The following is a 16,934-nucleotide window of genomic DNA, read 5'->3' on the forward strand; positions in this document are numbered from 1 at the left end:
CAAAAAAATCATGTATAAATTACTCATAAGTTTGTTATTGCTCTGCAGTTTGGCGGTCAATGCTAAACAAACCCATTTGTTGACTGGCGTAGTGGCGTCGGCAGAAAACCAGTTAGTGACCGCACCAAAATCTGATAATTGGCAAGTACAAATCCAATGGATGGCAGATGAAGGCAGCATTGTGCAAAAAGGCGATTTGGTTGTGGTGTTTGATGCAGGCGGTATTCAAGCGCAAGTCGAGCAAAGCGAAGAGCAGTTAGAAATGGAGAAGCTCGAGCTGCATCAAATTGAAATGCGTTTGCAACAAGCGGTCACCGTTGCTCAAGGTCGATTTAGATTAGCCCAAATAATGGTAGAAAAGACCAAGGTTCAAGCATCTATTCCAGACGGGGAGATCAGTGCCTACGAAAAAGGCAAACATGTTATCGCCTACGAAAGATCCATAGTTGAAAAAGTTAAAGCCGAAGAAAGTTATAAATTAAGACTTGAAGAACAAAAAGTAGGTATCGAAAAACAAAAAATACAAATTATTAAACTAACCGAAAATATTGCCTACAAGAAAAGTCAATTGTCTAAAATGAGTGTCGTTGCAGAAGTTACAGGGCCGGTATCTCATATGATGCACCCACATATGCCGGGCGACAAAATAGCTACGGGTATGAACGTACGAGTGAGTTGGAAAGTACTTTTAGTACAAGCTCAATCATCTTATCAAGTGAAAACTTGGGTACATGAATTAGATGCTTCTCGAATAGATTTTGACACGGCAGAGGTGACACTTTCGCTAGATGCATACCCCAATAAAGAATACACAGGTAAAATACTCAACATGTCCTCTCAATCGGAACAAAAAACTGAATGGAGTAATAGTGCTTATTATTTAATTGATTTGGGCTTTAGTGAAGAGGTGGTTAACGATATCTATCCAGGTATGAGTGTCAGAGTTAAATTAAGCAGTGACGGGGCAGAAATCGCAGGGGTGAGCAATCATGATTAAGACCAAACTTGTTGGGTTAATTGTGTGTTTGAGTTTGTTTAGCTGTGAAGAGCAAGTGGCACCTGTCACTGCCTCTAACATGGCTAATTTGAGTGCGACTGCAGAGCTCATTGCACTAGATAATGCTCAGTTAGGCCCACCTTTGGTGAATCGTATGTGGCAATTTAAAATCCAAAAAATGTTACCTGAAAACGCCTTAGTAAAAAAAGGTGATGTGGTAATTCAGTTTGATGGGCAACAACTGAAAAATGATCTCATTGGGCGAAAAAGTCAACTCAATGCTGAGATTAAGAAAGGTGAAACAGATGAGCTTAATGATGAATCAACTAAACAAGATTTAGTGTTGGCCTTAGCAGAAGCTGAAATGAATTTTGAAAAAGCTAAACGTAAAGTCGAAATTATAGATATTTCTCGTTCTGAAATAGACAAAAAAATACAACAAGCTGATTTTTTATATCAACAGGAAAAGCTCGCTCAAGCTAAACAACAACTTGATTATCAAAAACAAGCCACATTGGTTAATCGTAAAGTTACGGCAGGCAAGATAAATAACTTACAGCGTAGAGTAGACAACATGACTGAAGAAATTGGCAAACTTACAGTTAAAGCACCTAAAGACGGCTTAGTCATGTATTTAGAGGACTGGAACGGAGAAAAAGCCGCTGTTGGTGAAACTGTCTATATGGGAAGAATGTTAATTCAATTGCCTTCTTTAGATGATGTGGTTTTAAAAGCAGAGTTTTCTGAACCCGACACGGCTAAATTGAGTGTAGGCCAACAGGTGAAAGTAGTATTTGAAGCCTATCCTGAAATGTCTTACATGGGCGAAATTGCAGAGTTGGGGCAAGCTTTTTATCCTAAGTCGGTACAAAACCCTAAAGTAGTATTTGAAGCTGAAATTAAGTTAGGCGATGCCCGGCCAGAAGTGATGCGCCCCGGTATGAAAGCAAAAGTTGAGGTGGTTAAATCATGAATAAATATATTGCTTTAGCCTTGGTTTTTAATTTGACTGGGTGTTCAGAAGCACCGCAATCGACGATTCCAACCTATTTGGTAGAACAACAATCTTTTAATATTGAGATCCCCGCGTTCGGTGAATTAGAGGCGGCTCAGGCAGAGTTTATTAATGTGCCGGGACGACAGCCAATGATGATTGAGTGGATGGCAGAAGAGAACTCTTTGGTCAAAAAAGGCGATGTAGTTGCCCGTTTTGATGCAGAAAAATTAACCTTAGATAGTCGTAAAGAAGAATTAGAAATGCTGTTGTTAGATGAAGACATTCATTCTAAAACGGCAGAAAAAACTGAACAAAAAAATGCATTACAGTCAGATAAGGTATTTATTAGTAAAGAATATGAATTTGTAGATGCTTTTGCCATTGATGATTTACGCCTGTATTCGAAATTAGAAATCATCGAAACCATGTCTAACCGAGATTATCTTGGGGCTAAAGATGAATTTATAGAGTGGAAACAAGACAGTATAGGTGCACGAATTCAAAGTTCGGTAGACGTTTTGGATATTCGTAAAAAGGGTCATGTAGCTAAGTTCAACCAGCACAAATCAGCACTGGCTAAATTAGAAGTCATAGCACCTTTTGATGGGTTATTAGTCTATCAAAAAAATTATCGAGGCGAAAAACCTAGTATTGGGCAAACCGTTTATCCAGGTAGTGTGATAGCAAAGTTACCTAACTTAGAACTTATGCAGGCCAAAGTTTATGTATTGGATAAAAATGCAATTGAGTTAAAACCAGAACAAAAAGTGGAGGTGCGCTTAGAAGCTTATCCTGATCAGCTTTTAGAAGGCAAAATAAAGACAGTTTCTGGTTTTTCTAGAACCATAGACAGGGGTAATCCAACCAAATATTTTGATGTGATAGTGTCACTAACAAAAGAAGAAGGGCAACTAAAACCTGGAAGTAAAGTAGTGGCCAAGATCATAGTGCAAGATGAAGAATCAAAAGTGATCATTCCCTTACAGGCTATTTTCAGTGATCACGGAGAGAACTATGTGTATCTCAAACAAGGAACAGAATTTGTGCGTAAAGCCATTAAAACCGCTAACAAAAATTTACACTTTGTTGAAATAACTGAGGGGCTAACCTCAGGTGATGTCATCGCTCTTAGTGAACCGGAGCAAGTGTAATGAATAATTTTATGCATTTAGTGTTCGATGCACTGGCAGAAATGGCCGCTCATAAGCTACGTACCTTGTTAACCTTGCTGGGCATGATTTTTGGCGTGGGGGCGGTGATTGCCATGTTAAACATAGGTGAAGGCGCTGAACAACAAGCCCTGAAAATGATTGATTCTATGGGTCTTAGAAATTTAATTGTAGAGGTAAAACCTTTTGCAGGAGATGAATTGCGAGAAATTCGTCAAGAGTCACTAGGGTTAACCTTGGCTGATGTGGAGGCGGCGCAAGCCACTTTGCCATTTGTTGACGGTTATAGCGCTGAAAGGCATGTAAAAACTCAATCTGTTTATAGTGATAATTTCTCCGCTGATTTATCTGTGTTAGGTGTGAGTGCCAGTCATTTTGCCTTGTCGAATATGAAAATTGAACAAGGCAGAGTGTTAACTGAAAATGACGATAAAAACGTAGCTCAAGTGGCTGTGTTGGGCGCAGGTGCTGCACAAAGTTTATTTCCAGAAACGGACGCGATAGGGCAATACGTTAAAGTGAACCATCTATGGGTTGAAGTTGTAGGTGTACTTAATAATCCGTTTTTAGCTAAAGATGAATTTCAAGGGGTGAAGATTGGCGGCGATAGCGAAAAAGTGTTTGTGCCTTTGAGTACCAGCATGAAAAAGCTTAATGCGCCAGCAATGGCCAGCGAGTTAGATGTGGTTAAACTCAAAATCAAACAGGGCATTGATCCTTTAATCGCTTCTAAAGCTGTGACTCAGTTATTTAAATTACGCCATGGCGAAGCTGATGATTATAGCTTGATAGTACCAGCCGCCTTGTTAGCCCAACAAAAACAAACTCAACAAATTTTTAATATTGTTATGGCTTGTGTAGCTGGAATATCTTTGCTGGTAGGCGGTATAGGCATAATGAATATCATGCTAGCTAATGTGTTAGAGCGCACTAAAGAAATAGGTTTATTGCGAGCGGTAGGGGCTACTCAACAAAATATTAAAATGCAGTTTATTGCTGAAAGTTTCACTATTTCAGTCTTAGGTGGGTTGTTAGGGGTCGCCTTTGGTTTGATCCTATCTGAGATAATTGGCTTTTATTCTGGCTGGGCTGTGACTTGGTCTATCACTGCAATCATTCTGTCTTTAACTATTTGTATGGCGGTAGGCATTGGTTTTGGTGTCTATCCAGCGATTAAAGCATCGCAACTCAACCCGATAGATGCACTACACAGCGATTAAAGCTTTCTAATTCCAAACGTCATATGTTTAAATAAGTCCGTTTAATTTTATCAATTTTAAGGGCTCAGTTAGGCCTACATGAAAGGAAAGCTTTAATGAGTACATCCATTATAATCAATCAAAAAAACTATCCCATAGATGTGCCTGATGATATGCCTTTATTATGGTTTTTACGTGATAAATTGGAATTAACTGGCACTAAGTTTGGTTGTGGCATGGGCTTATGCGGAGCTTGTACTATTCATGTAGACGGGCAAGCCACACGCTCTTGTGTATTACCTGTTTCTGCTGTCGCTGGCAAGTCAATTACTACTATCGAAGGTTTATCTGCCAAGGGCGATCATCCATTACAAAAAGCTTGGTTAGACAATAAAGTCCCGCAGTGTGGTTATTGTCAGGCAGGCCAAATCATGAATGCAGCTAGCTTCTTAGCCACCAACAATAAACCTAGTAGTGATGAAATAGATAATGCCATGCAAGGTAATATTTGCCGTTGCGGTACTTATCAACGTATTAAGCAAGCTGTCTCTGATGCTGCCGAAGTCATGTATAAGGAAGTGAAATAATGGCTATTACTAATGAGAGTAGACGTAAATTTCTGAAAACTTCTGGCTTAGCGGCTGGCGGTTTAGTGTTAGGAGTGACTGCTCCTAAACATGTTATGGCTGAGTTTATTGACGGCGATGATGGCAATTTTAACCCTAATGCTTTTGTCCACATTGGCGAAAATGGCGACACATTAATTTATTGTGGTCGTTGTGAAATGGGCCAAGGCATAAGTACCGCTTTACCCGCTGCGGTAGCCGATGAGCTAGAAGCTGATTGGGAGCGAGTCGAAGTACGTCAAGCTGACGGTAATGAAGAATTATACGGTTCGCAAGCTACAGGTGGTTCCGCCAGTATTCGTAAAATGTACATCCCTATGCGCGAAGCAGGTGCTGTGGCCAAACTCATGTTGATTGCTGCTGCGGCCAAAGTGTGGAATGTACCTGTTACTGAATGTGTGGCTGAAAATCATTTTGTGATTAATCAAATTAACCAACAAAAATTGTCTTACGGTGAACTTGCTAGTCTTGCTGCGACTATGGACGTGCCAGAAAAGCCTAAGTTAAAAGAAAAGTCAGAATATAAATATATAGGTAAAGGTCTAGCTAGACATAACCTAGATGATATTTTGCAGGGCACTTTGACTTATGGTGTAGATACTAAAATGCCAGGTCTGAAATACGCCGCTATCACTCATTGTCCAGTGTTAGGTGGAAAGTTAAAAAGTGTTGGCAATAAGTCTGCCGCTCTTGGCATGCAAGGAGTGTTTGATGTGATTGAAATCCCTCGATTCGATGTGCCTTTTGGTTCAATTGGTGGTGTGGCTGTGGTTGCTGATAATACTTGGACCGCGCAACAAGCATTAAAGTTATTACAAATTGAGTGGGACGCTGGTAAAAATGGCAGTTACGATACCCAAGCTTATAAAGCGCAATTAGTTAAAAATGTTGAATCGCCAGCTGAATTAGGTAAAGAGCGAGGCAATGTTGAACAAGCCTTTGCTGAGGCGGACACTATAGTTAAAGCCACATATACTGGTGGACATTTATCTCATTCGCCTATGGAACCTAATGCCAGTGTCGTTTGGGTACAAGATGATAGTTGTGAAGTATGGGCTGCCACACAAAGCCCAGCAGATATTCAAAAGGTGTTAGCACAATATTTAAAGCGTGAGCCAAAGGATATTTTAGTCCATGTAACTATGGCTGGTGGCGCATTTGGCCGTAAGTTTAAGTGTGATTATGTACACGAAGCTGCGGTGTTATCCCAAGCAGTTAAAGCTCCAGTACAACTGATTTGGTCTCGAGAAGAAGATATGCGTACTGGATATTTTCATTCTATCAATGCCCAACATATTCAAGCATCTATCGATAAAAATGGCCAAGTTAGTGGCTGGTTACACAGAGTTGCATTTCCACCTATTACTTCTTTGTTCAATCCGTCAACAGATAGAGCCCGCAAAGGGGATATCGCCGAAGTATTGAATCACCCTTTTGGCATTAAAAATGTGCGCAGTGAAACGGGTGAGGCTATTGCTCATACTCGAATTGGTTGGTATCGAGCGGTTTATGCTATTTTCTATGGTTTTGCTTTTGGTACTTTTGCTGATGAATTAGCCCATAAAGTGAAAAAAGATACTGTCACTATGTTGAATGACATTTACGACAATAATCAGAATAAAAAGAAAGCCGAACAAGTGATGCGCTCTAAAAGAGCCTTAGCTTTGGCCGCTGAAAAATCTAATTGGGCAGGGCGGGATGCTTTACCTAAAAACCAAGGTTTAGGTATAGCCGTTCATTATAGTTTTCAATCTTATGTCGCTATGGCGGTAAGGGTTGAAGTCAATGGAGATGATATTAAAGTATTAGAAGTCGATGCCATTGTCGATTGTGGGCAAGTGTTGAATACAGATAGTGCAAAAGCGCAAATGGAAGGGGCAGTGGTGATGGGGATGGGCTTGGCACTGCGTACTGAAATAGTGTTTAAAGATGGCGCCGTAGTAAACTCAAACTTTCATCAGTATCCTGTGATCCGTATCAATGAAATGCCGAAAGTGAATGTACATTTTATAGAGAGTGATGCTGATGCAACCGGTTTGGGGGAGCCTGGTGTGGGGCCTTTTGCGCCAGCATTAAGTAATGCGGTATTTGCTGCATCAGGCAAACGTTATCGAGACTTACCCTTTACACCTCAAACTATTTAAGCTCTGTTTTCAAGCCGTTAGTGACTTTCTCTAACGGCTTTTTTATTAAATTAGAATTTTAAGGACGAATTCCGATGCAGTCTATAGGCAGAAGGTATTCACTTTTTCCTTCCAAAAAGGTTAAACACATTTCTAATTCTTCTCTTAGATACTCATCTTCTAATAAGGTTTTTTGTGGCCAATAATGTACTTGATGCAATACGTGCCAAAATACTTGTTCTATTCTTTCGTAAGGGGTTTGCTTACCACTTTTAATTTGTGTCCATTCTTCCATAGTATCCCAAAAAAACAGGTCTAATTCTGAGTAGGTAATTTGATTTTGCAGGAATCCACGAACATAAAATGCCAATTGTTTTGATTTGCGCTGTATAAAACGATCGACTGTGGCCACGGTTAAATTTCTTTCACTTCTTTGTTTATTGATAGACTAAAGTATAGTGATTTTTTTGAGATTCGCAGAACTTGTCGACAATTAATTTGTAACGTTTTTATAACATGACGTTATTAAATTGTATTTTTGAGCATTTATTGAACATCTTGGTATGAAAATTTACCACCCCATATTACTTAACCAACCGTACATTTCTTTAGCTAAATAATTGGATTTTTGTTGGGCTTGTGGATTACCTACTAATTGTCTTTGTCGATAATGTAATTTTAACCCTTTTAGCGCGGAGCTTTGTCTTATTTTTGTGGTGCTTAACGCCCAATAATTGTCGTTTAATGAATATATGTCTAACACCGGCATAGGATTTCTAGCCATTAAAAGCGGCAGTTGTCGGTTGTAATCTCTGTCAGGCCAAAATGGACTAATAGCCACAAATGCATCAGGAATGTTCGACTTGGCCTCAGCAAAAATTTTTGTTAACCAAGCGGCTGTTGTACCTTGGCCTACGACTAGATAAAACCCAGGATATTCTTCTACTTTTTTCTCTGCCACGTCGAGTAGTTTAATCAAGTCTGCTTGGTGATTATTAAAAGCTATGGGATCAAAGCTCTTTTCTGCAGTTTTATTGTGGGTGGATTGTGGTAGCTGCTCAGTTGTTGCTTGGGGCGTAACCTCCTCAGTGCTTGCTGCGGAGTTGTTCTCTTCAGCGACAGCCTCTTGTTCTAATAAAGGATAAAACGCAGTGTCAGGTGCAGATAAGAGTAATGTTGTCCAGCCAAGACCATTTAAGTTAGTTGCCAACATTGCCAACCCTTGTTGACTGAGCATAGAAACGCCTGAATCAGCAATCAGCACCGCTACACCACGGGTTATGGGGGTAGTATTTTCACGTAGAACATATACATACTGTTGGCCGTCTAATTCTACACTTTGATATTCGTCAGGAAACAGGCCACGCTGAATATCCAGTTGTCTTAACATCTGGCTATCAAGTGCAGCAAAACTTAATTTGCTGATTAATATAAGTAAAAAAAGTAAACAGTATTTGATAACAAGCTAACTTTAATGGGTCGTTTACCCTATATCGGAAAGATCAGGTCAGTTCTTTAATGTTGAATGGATTTAATAGTTATAAAGCAGTAGATAGCAAATAGTAGCTAGCAGATAGTTAAATCTCTGAGATTTGGTGCAAGAACATCAGCCAACCTCAAAGTCAGTCATTTCTGCATGTCGTTAGCAGGAATCCATTTTTGAAAAGCAGACTAAAGCAGTTTAAAAGCTAATAGCTCTCAGCTCGAACGTTTTGCTTTTTCTATTTCCTTGCCCCTATCCCCTATTTACTGCTTTCAACTGCTTTTCTCCGCTTCAAAAAGGCACTGGAGTTTCAAAGTTTAATGCTTGTTCACTTTGTGGATGACGAAAACTCAAAGTTAGGGCATGTAAGTTGAGCCTATTTGCCATTTCTAGTGCTTCTGGATGGGCATAAAGTCTGTCACCAATAATTGGGTGGCCTAGGCTCAACATATGCACTCGCAACTGATGTGAGCGCCCTGTGATAGGTTTTAATTCGACTCGAGTTGAATTTTCGTTTCTTTGTAATACAGACCAATGGGTTAAGGCTTTTTTACCTCTTTCGTGATCAACCATTTGTTTTGGTCGATTAGGCCAATCACAAATAAGCGGCAAATCAACTGTGCCACTTTCTGCTGCAGTGTGTCCATACACAACGGCTATGTATGTTTTACTGGTTTCTCTGAGTTCAAATTGTTTAGATATGTGCCTATGGGCTGGCTTATTTAACGCCATTACCATTAAGCCAGATGTGGCCATATCAAGTCTATGCACCACAGTGGCCGTTGGGAATACAGTTTGTACTCGAGTTTGTAATGAGTCTCTGTGTTCGAACGCTTTTCCTGGCACACTTAATAAACCACTAGGTTTGTTTAATAGCAAAATATCGTCATCTTGATAGATGATATCTAAATAGGGGTTGGTTGGTGGTGCGTAGTTTAGAATAGCCATATTATTGCGGGTTATTCACAATTAAACGGACCGCTTCTAAATTTAATTTTGCAGTGCTCATGGTTTCATGCAAACTATTGATTTGTGTCGCCACATGTTCTATCTCTTCATCTCGGATTGCTGGGTTCACTTTCTGTAAACTTTGTAAGCGAGAAAGCTCATCTCCTAAAGATTCTTGCATCAGGCTAATACGACTGCTTTTTACTTGTTCAGCTTGTATATTGGCTTGCTCTTGAGCTTGCTCTATACACTGCTCTAACTGGGTTTTTAAGGCATTAATTAATTGGTTACCCATTTTACCCTTAACGGGACTTAATTGAATAAAGTGTTTATCTGACAGATTGAGCTTGGCATCAACACATACTTTCAACGGCGTGGGAGGTAAAAACTTAGCCAATTGTAGTTTTTTATCGGCTTTAGCTGACAATACAAATAAACATTCTAACCAGTAAGCGCCAGGTGGTTGGCTTTTGTCATGACAAAATGCCACTGAACTTTTGCCAATCACATCTGTGGTTAACATGTCCATTGCGTGCTGGATCATTGGGTGATCCCAACTTAAGAATTGTACATGTTCTAATAGCGTGGCAGTGGTGCGTTCATAGGTGACTGTTAAGCCTTCTTCATCTAAGCCGGGAAGTGGGCCAATCATGGTTTCAGTCGGGCGCAATAAATAACAACTTTCGCCATGATCTTCTTGTAAAAAACCGAGACCATCGAATAAACGGTTCATAAACAATTCGAGTTTAGGAGATTGCTCTGCATCTAAAATTTGCTGTAATAATCCATCAATACGGCCTTGCCCCGAAGAATTTAATTCGAGCAGCTTGTCTCGGCCCTGTTCTAATTTTTGTTTTAGCGCTTTATGTAAACTGGCGGTTTGATTAATCAGATTATTTGATGCATCAATATTGCTAGGATCTTGGATACAGGCAGCAAGTAACTCTTCGGTTTCTTCATGTACCACCATGCCTGTAGGGCAGGTATGTTCAAACGCACCTAAACCCAAATGATACCAATCTAGGAGCACTTGTTGGGCGCTCATATCAAAATACGGTACATGAATACACACATCATGTTTTTGCCCAATTCTGTCTAAGCGACCAATACGTTGCTCAAGTAAGTCGGGAACCAAAGGTAAATCAAATAAAATCAAATGATGGGCAAACTGAAAGTTTCGGCCTTCACTACCAATTTCACTACAGATAAGTACCTGTGCTCCATCGTCAGATTGAGCAAAATAATGAGCGGCTCTGTCGCGATCTACAGCACTCATTCCTTCGTGGAAAATGGTTGACCTTGTGCCCGCTTTTACTCTTAATGCCTCAGATAGTTGCATAGCAGTGCTGGCATTGGCACATATTGTCAGCACTTTTTCTCCTTTAAGGGTTTTTAATTGCTGAATAAACCATTCCACTCTTGGATCAAAATCGAACCAGGAATTAACCATGTCAGGATGACGCTCTGGGGTCAGTTGTAATTGCAAATTTTCAGGTTCTGCAGCCAATATCTGAGCATATTCTTGTGGTTGGGTTAATGCATAACTAAATAATTTTCTAATGGGAAAACCACTGACCCCAGCACGACTATTCCTAAATAACATGCGGCCTGTGCCATGGCGATCAAGCAGAGTATGTAATAACTTAGTTTTTGCCTCGGCAGTTGCTTGATTGATGTTTTCTAATAGTTCAGGCTCGGCAAACTGGCTAATGGCTTGAATATCTTCTGCTGATAAAGCATCACCAGATAACAGGGGGTTAATAGCCGTGGCTAATTGACTGTACTTTTTCTCTTCATTAACAAAATCTTGGTAGTGATGAAAACGTGCCGGATCGAGCAGTTTTAATCGGGCGAAATGACTTTCGTGACCTAATTGATCTGGGGTGGCTGTAAGTAACAATACACCTTTAGTGATATTGGCTAAGCCTTCTATCACTTGATATTCTTGCGAAGGTTGTCCTTCAGACCAAGTTAAATGGTGAGCTTCGTCTACCACCATTAAGTCCCACTCGGCTTCTAATACTTGTTGGTAGTAACGACTATTGTGAGTCAGAAAATCTAGACTACATATGATCAGTTGTTCGGCTTCAAATGGATTACTAGCGTCCTCGGCCATAGCCTGACATCTTTCTTCATCAAAAACAGAAAAGGCTAAATTAACCCGCCTTAACATTTCTACTAACCACTGGTGTACTAAACTCGAAGGCACCACTATCAATACACGTTGGGCTCTAGCTGTGAGTATTTGTTGGTGGATGATGAGTGCAGCTTCAATGGTTTTACCTAAACCCACTTCGTCGGCTAATAGCACTCTAGGGGCATGACGACTGCCCACCTCTGAAGCTATGTGTAACTGATGAGGAATCAAATCAACTCGTGCACCCACAAAGCCAAGCAGAGGGGAAGTGCTATGGGTAAATTGATGAGTGAGGCATTGTTCACGTAAATCAAACCACTTAGGATCATCAAACTGACCATTTAACAAACGTTGTTCTGGTTGATTTAGTTGAAAATGATGGTCAACAAAGGTTTCTTTGAGGATAACGGGTTCTTGATTATCGGTACGTTCACCTATGTAGATTAATTGCCCGTCTATATCTTCGACGTGCTCCACTAACATTTCCCAGCCTTCGTGGCTTTTTACTGTATCACCCACTAAAAATTCAATCCGCGTGAGAGGAGCTGTTTGTGCAGCGTATACTCGGGTTTCACCGGTAGCAGGAAATAATAGGGTAATAGTTCGAGATTCCATTAACACTATTGTACCTAACCCGAGATCGGTTTCTGTGTCGCTTAACCAGCGTTGTCCGAGCGCAAAAAAGTTTTGCTTAGCCATGGTATTACCCTCTCCTAAAATTTCGCGGCGCGCATTGTAACAAAAATATTGCTCTGTACTTCTAAAAGTAGATGATTGTCAGCAGAAAGTGGTTTACTGTTAATAGGTCAATTGAATTTAATTGATGATTAGTAAACCTGTGGTTCGTTTTGTTTCAAGCTCAGTTGTTTACCATTAGCGCCCTGAGACTAGACATAATATGCAATTACAGGTTTGTTTTGCCAATCTTTAGGAGCGCCGGATGCCAAAAAAAGATGTACTTGAGACAAAAATCTATGTGTTAGATACCAATATCCTCCTACATGAACCTCTCGCTTTTTTATCTTTTAAAGAAAACGACGTTGTAGTCCCCATGACAGTTCTGGAAGAACTAGACCACATTAAAGACAGCAAAAAAGACGTAGCCAGAGATGCTCGAGTGTCGATTCGTGCTATGGAAGACTTGTTGCATGACGCTACTCCAGAAGAGTTAATGCAAGGTGTTTCCATGAAAGGTCTTGTGGCCGGTGAAAACGCCCCAGTTGGTACTTTGTCGATATTTGTTGATCATGGAATGCCAGTATCACAACAGGTTTTTACCAGCAACGAAAACGACAACCGCATTATTAACAGTGCCTTACATCTACAAGCTAAACTCAGCCCCCGACAAGTTGTCCTAGTCACTAAAGACATTAATATGCGTCTGAAAGCTAAAGGTGCAGGATTAGGTCACGTTGAAGATTATCGAACGGATCAGTTGATCACCGATATCAAATATTTATCTAAAGGTTACCACCAGTTTCCTGGTGATTTTTGGGAAAAGATCAAGGCGGTAGATAGTCGTACAGAAGGTAGAGATACCATACACACCATTGAACGTAAGGTGTTACCTGAAGCCTACGTCAATGAATTTTTATTAGATGATAGCCAGCACTTTGCCGGCTTAGTGGAGTCGGTAACCAAAGATCATTTAGAAATATTAGATTTAGGTTACGAACGTTTGATGGGTCGTAAAGCTTGGGGCATAACACCGAAAAATATCGGCCAAGCTATGGCCTTACATGCTTTACTCGATCCACATATAGATTTGGTGGTGTTAACTGGCCCAGCAGGTAGTGGTAAGACATTACTCGCTTTAGCGGCAGCCTTAGAAATGGTGGTCGAAAAGAATATGTACGATAAGATCATCGTCACTCGAAGTACACCCGAAATTGCCGAATCAATAGGTTTTTTACCGGGTACAGAAGAAGAAAAAATGGCACCTTGGCTAGCTGCTATTACCGACAGTTTAGAAGTGCTGCATAAAAATGATGAAAACGTAAAAGGTTCCATGAATTACATTATGGAAAAAGCCAACATTCAGTTTAAATCAGTTAATTTTATGCGCGGCCGTAGCATTCAAAATGCGATTGTGCTGTTAGATGAATCCCAAAATTTAACGGCTGCCCAATTGAAAACTATCATTACTCGTTGTGGTGAAGGCACTAAATTAATTTGTAGTGGTAACTTGGCCCAAATAGATAGTAATTATTTGTCTGCAGTAACATCGGGGTTAACTTATATAGTGGAGAAATTTAAAAACTTCTCTGGTAGTGCCACTATTAACCTGGACGGCGTTGTGCGTAGTAGGTTGGCTGAATTTGCTGAAGAACATTTGTAAGTTAATAGCTTAGTCACCAGCGGCAAATTATTAGCCGCTGGTGGTAAGTCGTACAAGCAGTAGATAGGAGCTAGTCAATAGATCGAAGTAAAAATTAAATCTTTAAACTACCTCCTAGCCACTGCTTTATGATTTAGCGGTATTGACGTCATAACAATGATGGCCAATTAGATTCTTCGCACTGTTTTCTATGGTGGCGTGATGAATGCCATAGTTTTCTTTGAGCATAGTTTTGATCGGTTCTAGATCAGGCAATGAGTCAGTTGCATGAAATTCTAAACTTGTCTCAAGTAGTATTTCTTTATCATCAAGCTGCCATACGTGCAGGTGCCAAATTTTAGCTACTGATTCTAAACTTTCTAGTTCTGCACATAGTTTATCAATATCAATGCTATCCGGTACGGCTTGCATCAAAATAACCATAGTTTGTTTGGCCAGACTATAACCGTGATAAATCACATAAATTGATATGGCAATCGTGGCTAATAAATCCACTATGTACCATTGATATAAAATAATTAGAGTGCCGGCCACTATGACTGCAACAGAGGCTAAGGCATCTGACATGTTATGAATAAAGGCGGCTTTTAAATTGAGATTATTTTTAGCTCCAGACTGATAAGTTAACCATGCTGTCCAAGCATCTATTATTAGTGCAATGGATGCGATCCAGACGATGATCCAGCCGTCTATTGGTTGTGGATCAAAAAACTTATTAAGCGCTTCGTATATCAGATAAAGACCAACAATAACTAAGATCGTACTATTGATTAAGGCGCCTAATATTTCAGCCCTTTTAAAACCAAATGTCATTTTGCTATTGGCAGGTCTTCTGGCAATCCGTCTAGCAAATATGGCGATTAAAATGGCTCCTGCATCACTCAAGTTGTGTAATGCATCCGCAATAAGAGACAAGCTACCAGATAATAAACCACCAATAATTTGCGCAATAGTTAATAAAATATTGATAAAAACGGCAAGATTTAATTTACCATCATGATGATGAGCATGATTGTGACTATGTGACATATTGGCTGCCTAATTTGCATAAATATAAAGGACCACATAGTAATGCAAATGTGGATTTTATTATTATACCTAACGGCTGAACAAATTCGCTGATTGTTATTTATTTTTTAGTGTTTTGGGATAAAGCAGACTAAGCAGAGTGGAGCAGACTAAGCAGAATGTTGCAGTGTAAAGCAGTTAAAAGCTACGAGATTCGAGCCACGAGATTGAAAGCTAAAAAATTGTCACAGAGGGGCACAGAATTAAAGTTGGTTAAGATTTTTCTCAACTGTAGGTCGCGGCTTTAGCCCGTCAAATTTATAAAATAGGCGCCATAAATGGACGACCTACAAAAGACGAAAAGCAGTAAAAACAGAAGGTAGCAGACTAAGCAGAATGTTGCAGTGTAAAGCAGTTAAAAGCTACAAGATTCGAGCCACGAGATTAAAAGCTAAAAAATTGTCACAGAGGGGCACAGAATTAAAGTTGGTTAAGATTTTTCTCAACTGTAGGTCGCGGCTTTAGCCCGTCAAATTTATAAAATAGACGCCATAAATGGACGACCTACAAAAGACGAAAGCAGCAAAACAGAAGGTAGCAGACTAAGCAGAGTGGGGTAGAAAAAGCAGTTTAGGAGCAGTAGATAGTAAATAGGAGACAGTTTTTACTATCTAATATTGTCACCCATCATAAAAAATTAACACCTAGGCTCAGTCGCTTCGTTCCAATGTTAGCCTACGTGTCATTGCCCGTTACCCCCTGTGTCAGGCTAGATCAATATCAATTAAATTTTCGTCTTTCATTGCTTGCCAAAATTCAGCTGGGATCTCAGCTGTTGCTAATGAAATATTGCTTTTTACTCGTTTAGGCGAGCTAGAGCTTAAGGCGATAGAAACAATTTCAGGGAATAAAAATGAAAATTGCACACACACTTCAGCAGGTGACACTGAGAATTTTTCACATAAATTATTAAATTTATCGCGCCATGTGAATTCTGCTGGGTGGGTTTCTCGGCTGATTTTTTTGTAGTCAAAATTATCGCTACCTAACAAGAAACCTGCGTTGAATACTGCAGAGTTAATGACTTTCACTCCTTGCTTACCTAATTTTTTTAATAAGCATAAGGTTGATGCTTTATGAGTATACGGCGTGACTGAACAAGCAAACATGGCCCAATCAAGTTGCACATGATCACTAATAAAGTCGATAACGCTAACATCTTTTGCACCCACGCCAATTGATTCTACTTTACCCGCATCGCGCAATTCCATTAACGCTTTATAAGCATCTAAAATATCTTGTTTGCGCTTTTTAATATCAGCTTCGTCACTTGCCGCCGCTAAGTATTCGTCAGGATCATGAATAGAAACTATGGTTGATTCATAATCACCTAACAGTTCATTACCTTGGTGATAACAATCTAAAATTCCTTGGTATGAAATATCTTGTACCGCATCGTGTTGCAAGTTGATCCAAGCGCCAGGTTCAAATGTGGGTTCTGGTGTGGTCAGTGGTACACGCTTCCAGCCAAGTTTATTACTTATTTTAACTGCGTCTGGGGCTACCTTTAGGGCTTTTAATCCGGCGGCTAATGATTCTAACGCTAGGCCCGCTCCGTATTTACCGGCACTATCAAAAAGAGGGATACCTTGGCTGTTTTCTACGGCGGCTTGTACTAATTGATTTTTTGTCGCGCTATCAAGTTCAACAAATAAGTTACCTAAACTACTAGTACCAAAGACTATTTTGGGAATTGAAGATGATGAACTCATGATTAAATGCTCTTATTTGAAATCAATTTTTATTTTTGATTCTTAGTGTTTATAGATGAATAAATGATAGGGGGAACAGCCAGCTAAATCAATGGAAATATAGCTGTAGTCACAACTAACATTTGTTCACTTCCTTT

General features: G+C 39.9%; 13 protein-coding genes. 7 read left to right on the forward strand and 6 right to left on the reverse strand.

Annotated elements, in window-relative coordinates; genetic code table 11:
* The first annotated feature begins 10 nt into the window (after positions 1-10).
* The 6 genes from GQR87_RS03960 (at position 11) to GQR87_RS03985 (ending at position 7,132) form a co-directional block, all read left to right on the forward strand.
* On the forward strand, positions 11-997 hold the full coding sequence (locus GQR87_RS03960) for an HlyD family efflux transporter periplasmic adaptor subunit (protein ID WP_158966763.1): 987 nt from the start codon (positions 11-13) through the stop codon (positions 995-997).
* Positions 990-1,970 carry an HlyD family secretion protein gene (locus GQR87_RS03965; RefSeq protein ID WP_158966765.1) on the forward strand — a complete coding sequence of 327 codons (981 nt, stop codon included), beginning with the start codon at positions 990-992 and terminating at the stop codon, positions 1,968-1,970. The genes GQR87_RS03960 and GQR87_RS03965 overlap by 8 nt, the downstream gene beginning before the upstream one ends.
* Positions 1,967-3,145 (forward strand): efflux RND transporter periplasmic adaptor subunit, encoded by a 1,179-nt coding sequence (locus GQR87_RS03970; RefSeq protein WP_158966767.1) that lies wholly within the window; start codon positions 1,967-1,969, stop codon positions 3,143-3,145. The genes GQR87_RS03965 and GQR87_RS03970 overlap by 4 nt, the downstream gene beginning before the upstream one ends.
* A complete protein-coding gene (locus GQR87_RS03975) occupies positions 3,145-4,383 on the forward strand; it encodes an ABC transporter permease (RefSeq protein WP_233267397.1) in 1,239 nt (412 codons plus the stop codon). Before GQR87_RS03970 ends, GQR87_RS03975 begins: the two co-directional genes overlap by 1 nt.
* A gap of 95 nt (positions 4,384-4,478) precedes the next feature.
* Positions 4,479-4,949: a (2Fe-2S)-binding protein gene (locus GQR87_RS03980; protein WP_158966769.1), complete on the forward strand. Its 471-nt coding sequence runs from the start codon at positions 4,479-4,481 to the stop codon at positions 4,947-4,949.
* Entirely contained in the window at positions 4,949-7,132 is a 2,184-nt protein-coding gene (locus tag GQR87_RS03985) for a xanthine dehydrogenase family protein molybdopterin-binding subunit (protein ID WP_158966771.1), read from the forward strand. Before GQR87_RS03980 ends, GQR87_RS03985 begins: the two co-directional genes overlap by 1 nt.
* A gap of 58 nt (positions 7,133-7,190) precedes the next feature.
* Here GQR87_RS03985 and GQR87_RS03990 read toward each other — a convergent pair whose 3' ends face one another.
* The 4 genes from GQR87_RS03990 to rapA form a co-directional block, all read right to left on the reverse strand.
* Positions 7,191-7,523, reverse strand: coding sequence for a hypothetical protein (locus tag GQR87_RS03990; protein WP_199271687.1), 333 nt, complete (start codon positions 7,521-7,523; stop codon positions 7,191-7,193).
* A 159-nt stretch (positions 7,524-7,682) separates the two neighbouring features.
* Positions 7,683-8,501 carry a DUF3530 family protein gene (locus GQR87_RS03995; RefSeq protein WP_158966773.1) on the reverse strand — a complete coding sequence of 273 codons (819 nt, stop codon included), beginning with the start codon at positions 8,499-8,501 and terminating at the stop codon, positions 7,683-7,685.
* Positions 8,502-8,885: 384 nt separating this feature from the next.
* Positions 8,886-9,542: a bifunctional tRNA pseudouridine(32) synthase/23S rRNA pseudouridine(746) synthase RluA gene (gene rluA, locus GQR87_RS04000; protein ID WP_158966775.1), complete on the reverse strand. Its 657-nt coding sequence runs from the start codon at positions 9,540-9,542 to the stop codon at positions 8,886-8,888.
* A gap of 1 nt (position 9,543) precedes the next feature.
* Positions 9,544-12,378: an RNA polymerase-associated protein RapA gene (gene rapA / locus GQR87_RS04005; protein ID WP_158966777.1), complete on the reverse strand. Its 2,835-nt coding sequence runs from the start codon at positions 12,376-12,378 to the stop codon at positions 9,544-9,546.
* Between the two features lie 241 nt (positions 12,379-12,619).
* On the opposite strand from rapA, the gene GQR87_RS04010 reads away from it, so the two are divergent.
* On the forward strand, positions 12,620-14,017 hold the full coding sequence (locus GQR87_RS04010) for a PhoH family protein (protein ID WP_158966779.1): 1,398 nt from the start codon (positions 12,620-12,622) through the stop codon (positions 14,015-14,017).
* A gap of 126 nt (positions 14,018-14,143) precedes the next feature.
* Here the strand turns inward: GQR87_RS04010 and GQR87_RS04015 are convergent, their stop codons facing one another.
* Positions 14,144-15,046, reverse strand: coding sequence for a cation diffusion facilitator family transporter (locus tag GQR87_RS04015; RefSeq protein WP_158966781.1), 903 nt, complete (start codon positions 15,044-15,046; stop codon positions 14,144-14,146).
* Positions 15,047-15,789: 743 nt separating this feature from the next.
* Entirely contained in the window at positions 15,790-16,797 is a 1,008-nt protein-coding gene (locus GQR87_RS04020) for an aldo/keto reductase (protein ID WP_158966783.1), read from the reverse strand.
* Positions 16,798-16,934: the final 137 nt, after the last annotated feature.

This window comes from Paraglaciecola sp. L3A3, from assembly GCF_009796765.1.
Classification (GTDB): domain Bacteria; phylum Pseudomonadota; class Gammaproteobacteria; order Enterobacterales; family Alteromonadaceae; genus Paraglaciecola.

Excerpts from the sequence above, each read along its gene's own strand:
- GQR87_RS03960 (WP_158966763.1), top strand. The coding sequence starts at position 11 with ATGTATAAATTACTCATAAGTTTGTTATTGCTCTGCAGTTTGGCGGTC.
- GQR87_RS03965 (WP_158966765.1), top strand. The coding sequence starts at position 990 with ATGATTAAGACCAAACTTGTTGGGTTAATTGTGTGTTTGAGTTTGTTT.
- GQR87_RS03970 (WP_158966767.1), top strand. The coding sequence starts at position 1,967 with ATGAATAAATATATTGCTTTAGCCTTGGTTTTTAATTTGACTGGGTGT.
- GQR87_RS03975 (WP_233267397.1), top strand. The coding sequence starts at position 3,145 with ATGAATAATTTTATGCATTTAGTGTTCGATGCACTGGCAGAAATGGCC.
- GQR87_RS03980 (WP_158966769.1), top strand. The coding sequence starts at position 4,479 with ATGAGTACATCCATTATAATCAATCAAAAAAACTATCCCATAGATGTG.
- GQR87_RS03985 (WP_158966771.1), top strand. The coding sequence starts at position 4,949 with ATGGCTATTACTAATGAGAGTAGACGTAAATTTCTGAAAACTTCTGGC.
- GQR87_RS03995 (WP_158966773.1), bottom strand. The coding sequence starts at position 8,501 with ATGTTAAGACAACTGGATATTCAGCGTGGCCTGTTTCCTGACGAATAT.
- rluA (WP_158966775.1), bottom strand. The coding sequence starts at position 9,542 with ATGGCTATTCTAAACTACGCACCACCAACCAACCCCTATTTAGATATC.
- rapA (WP_158966777.1), bottom strand. The coding sequence starts at position 12,378 with ATGGCTAAGCAAAACTTTTTTGCGCTCGGACAACGCTGGTTAAGCGAC.
- GQR87_RS04010 (WP_158966779.1), top strand. The coding sequence starts at position 12,620 with ATGCCAAAAAAAGATGTACTTGAGACAAAAATCTATGTGTTAGATACC.
- GQR87_RS04015 (WP_158966781.1), bottom strand. The coding sequence starts at position 15,046 with ATGTCACATAGTCACAATCATGCTCATCATCATGATGGTAAATTAAAT.
- GQR87_RS04020 (WP_158966783.1), bottom strand. The coding sequence starts at position 16,797 with ATGAGTTCATCATCTTCAATTCCCAAAATAGTCTTTGGTACTAGTAGT.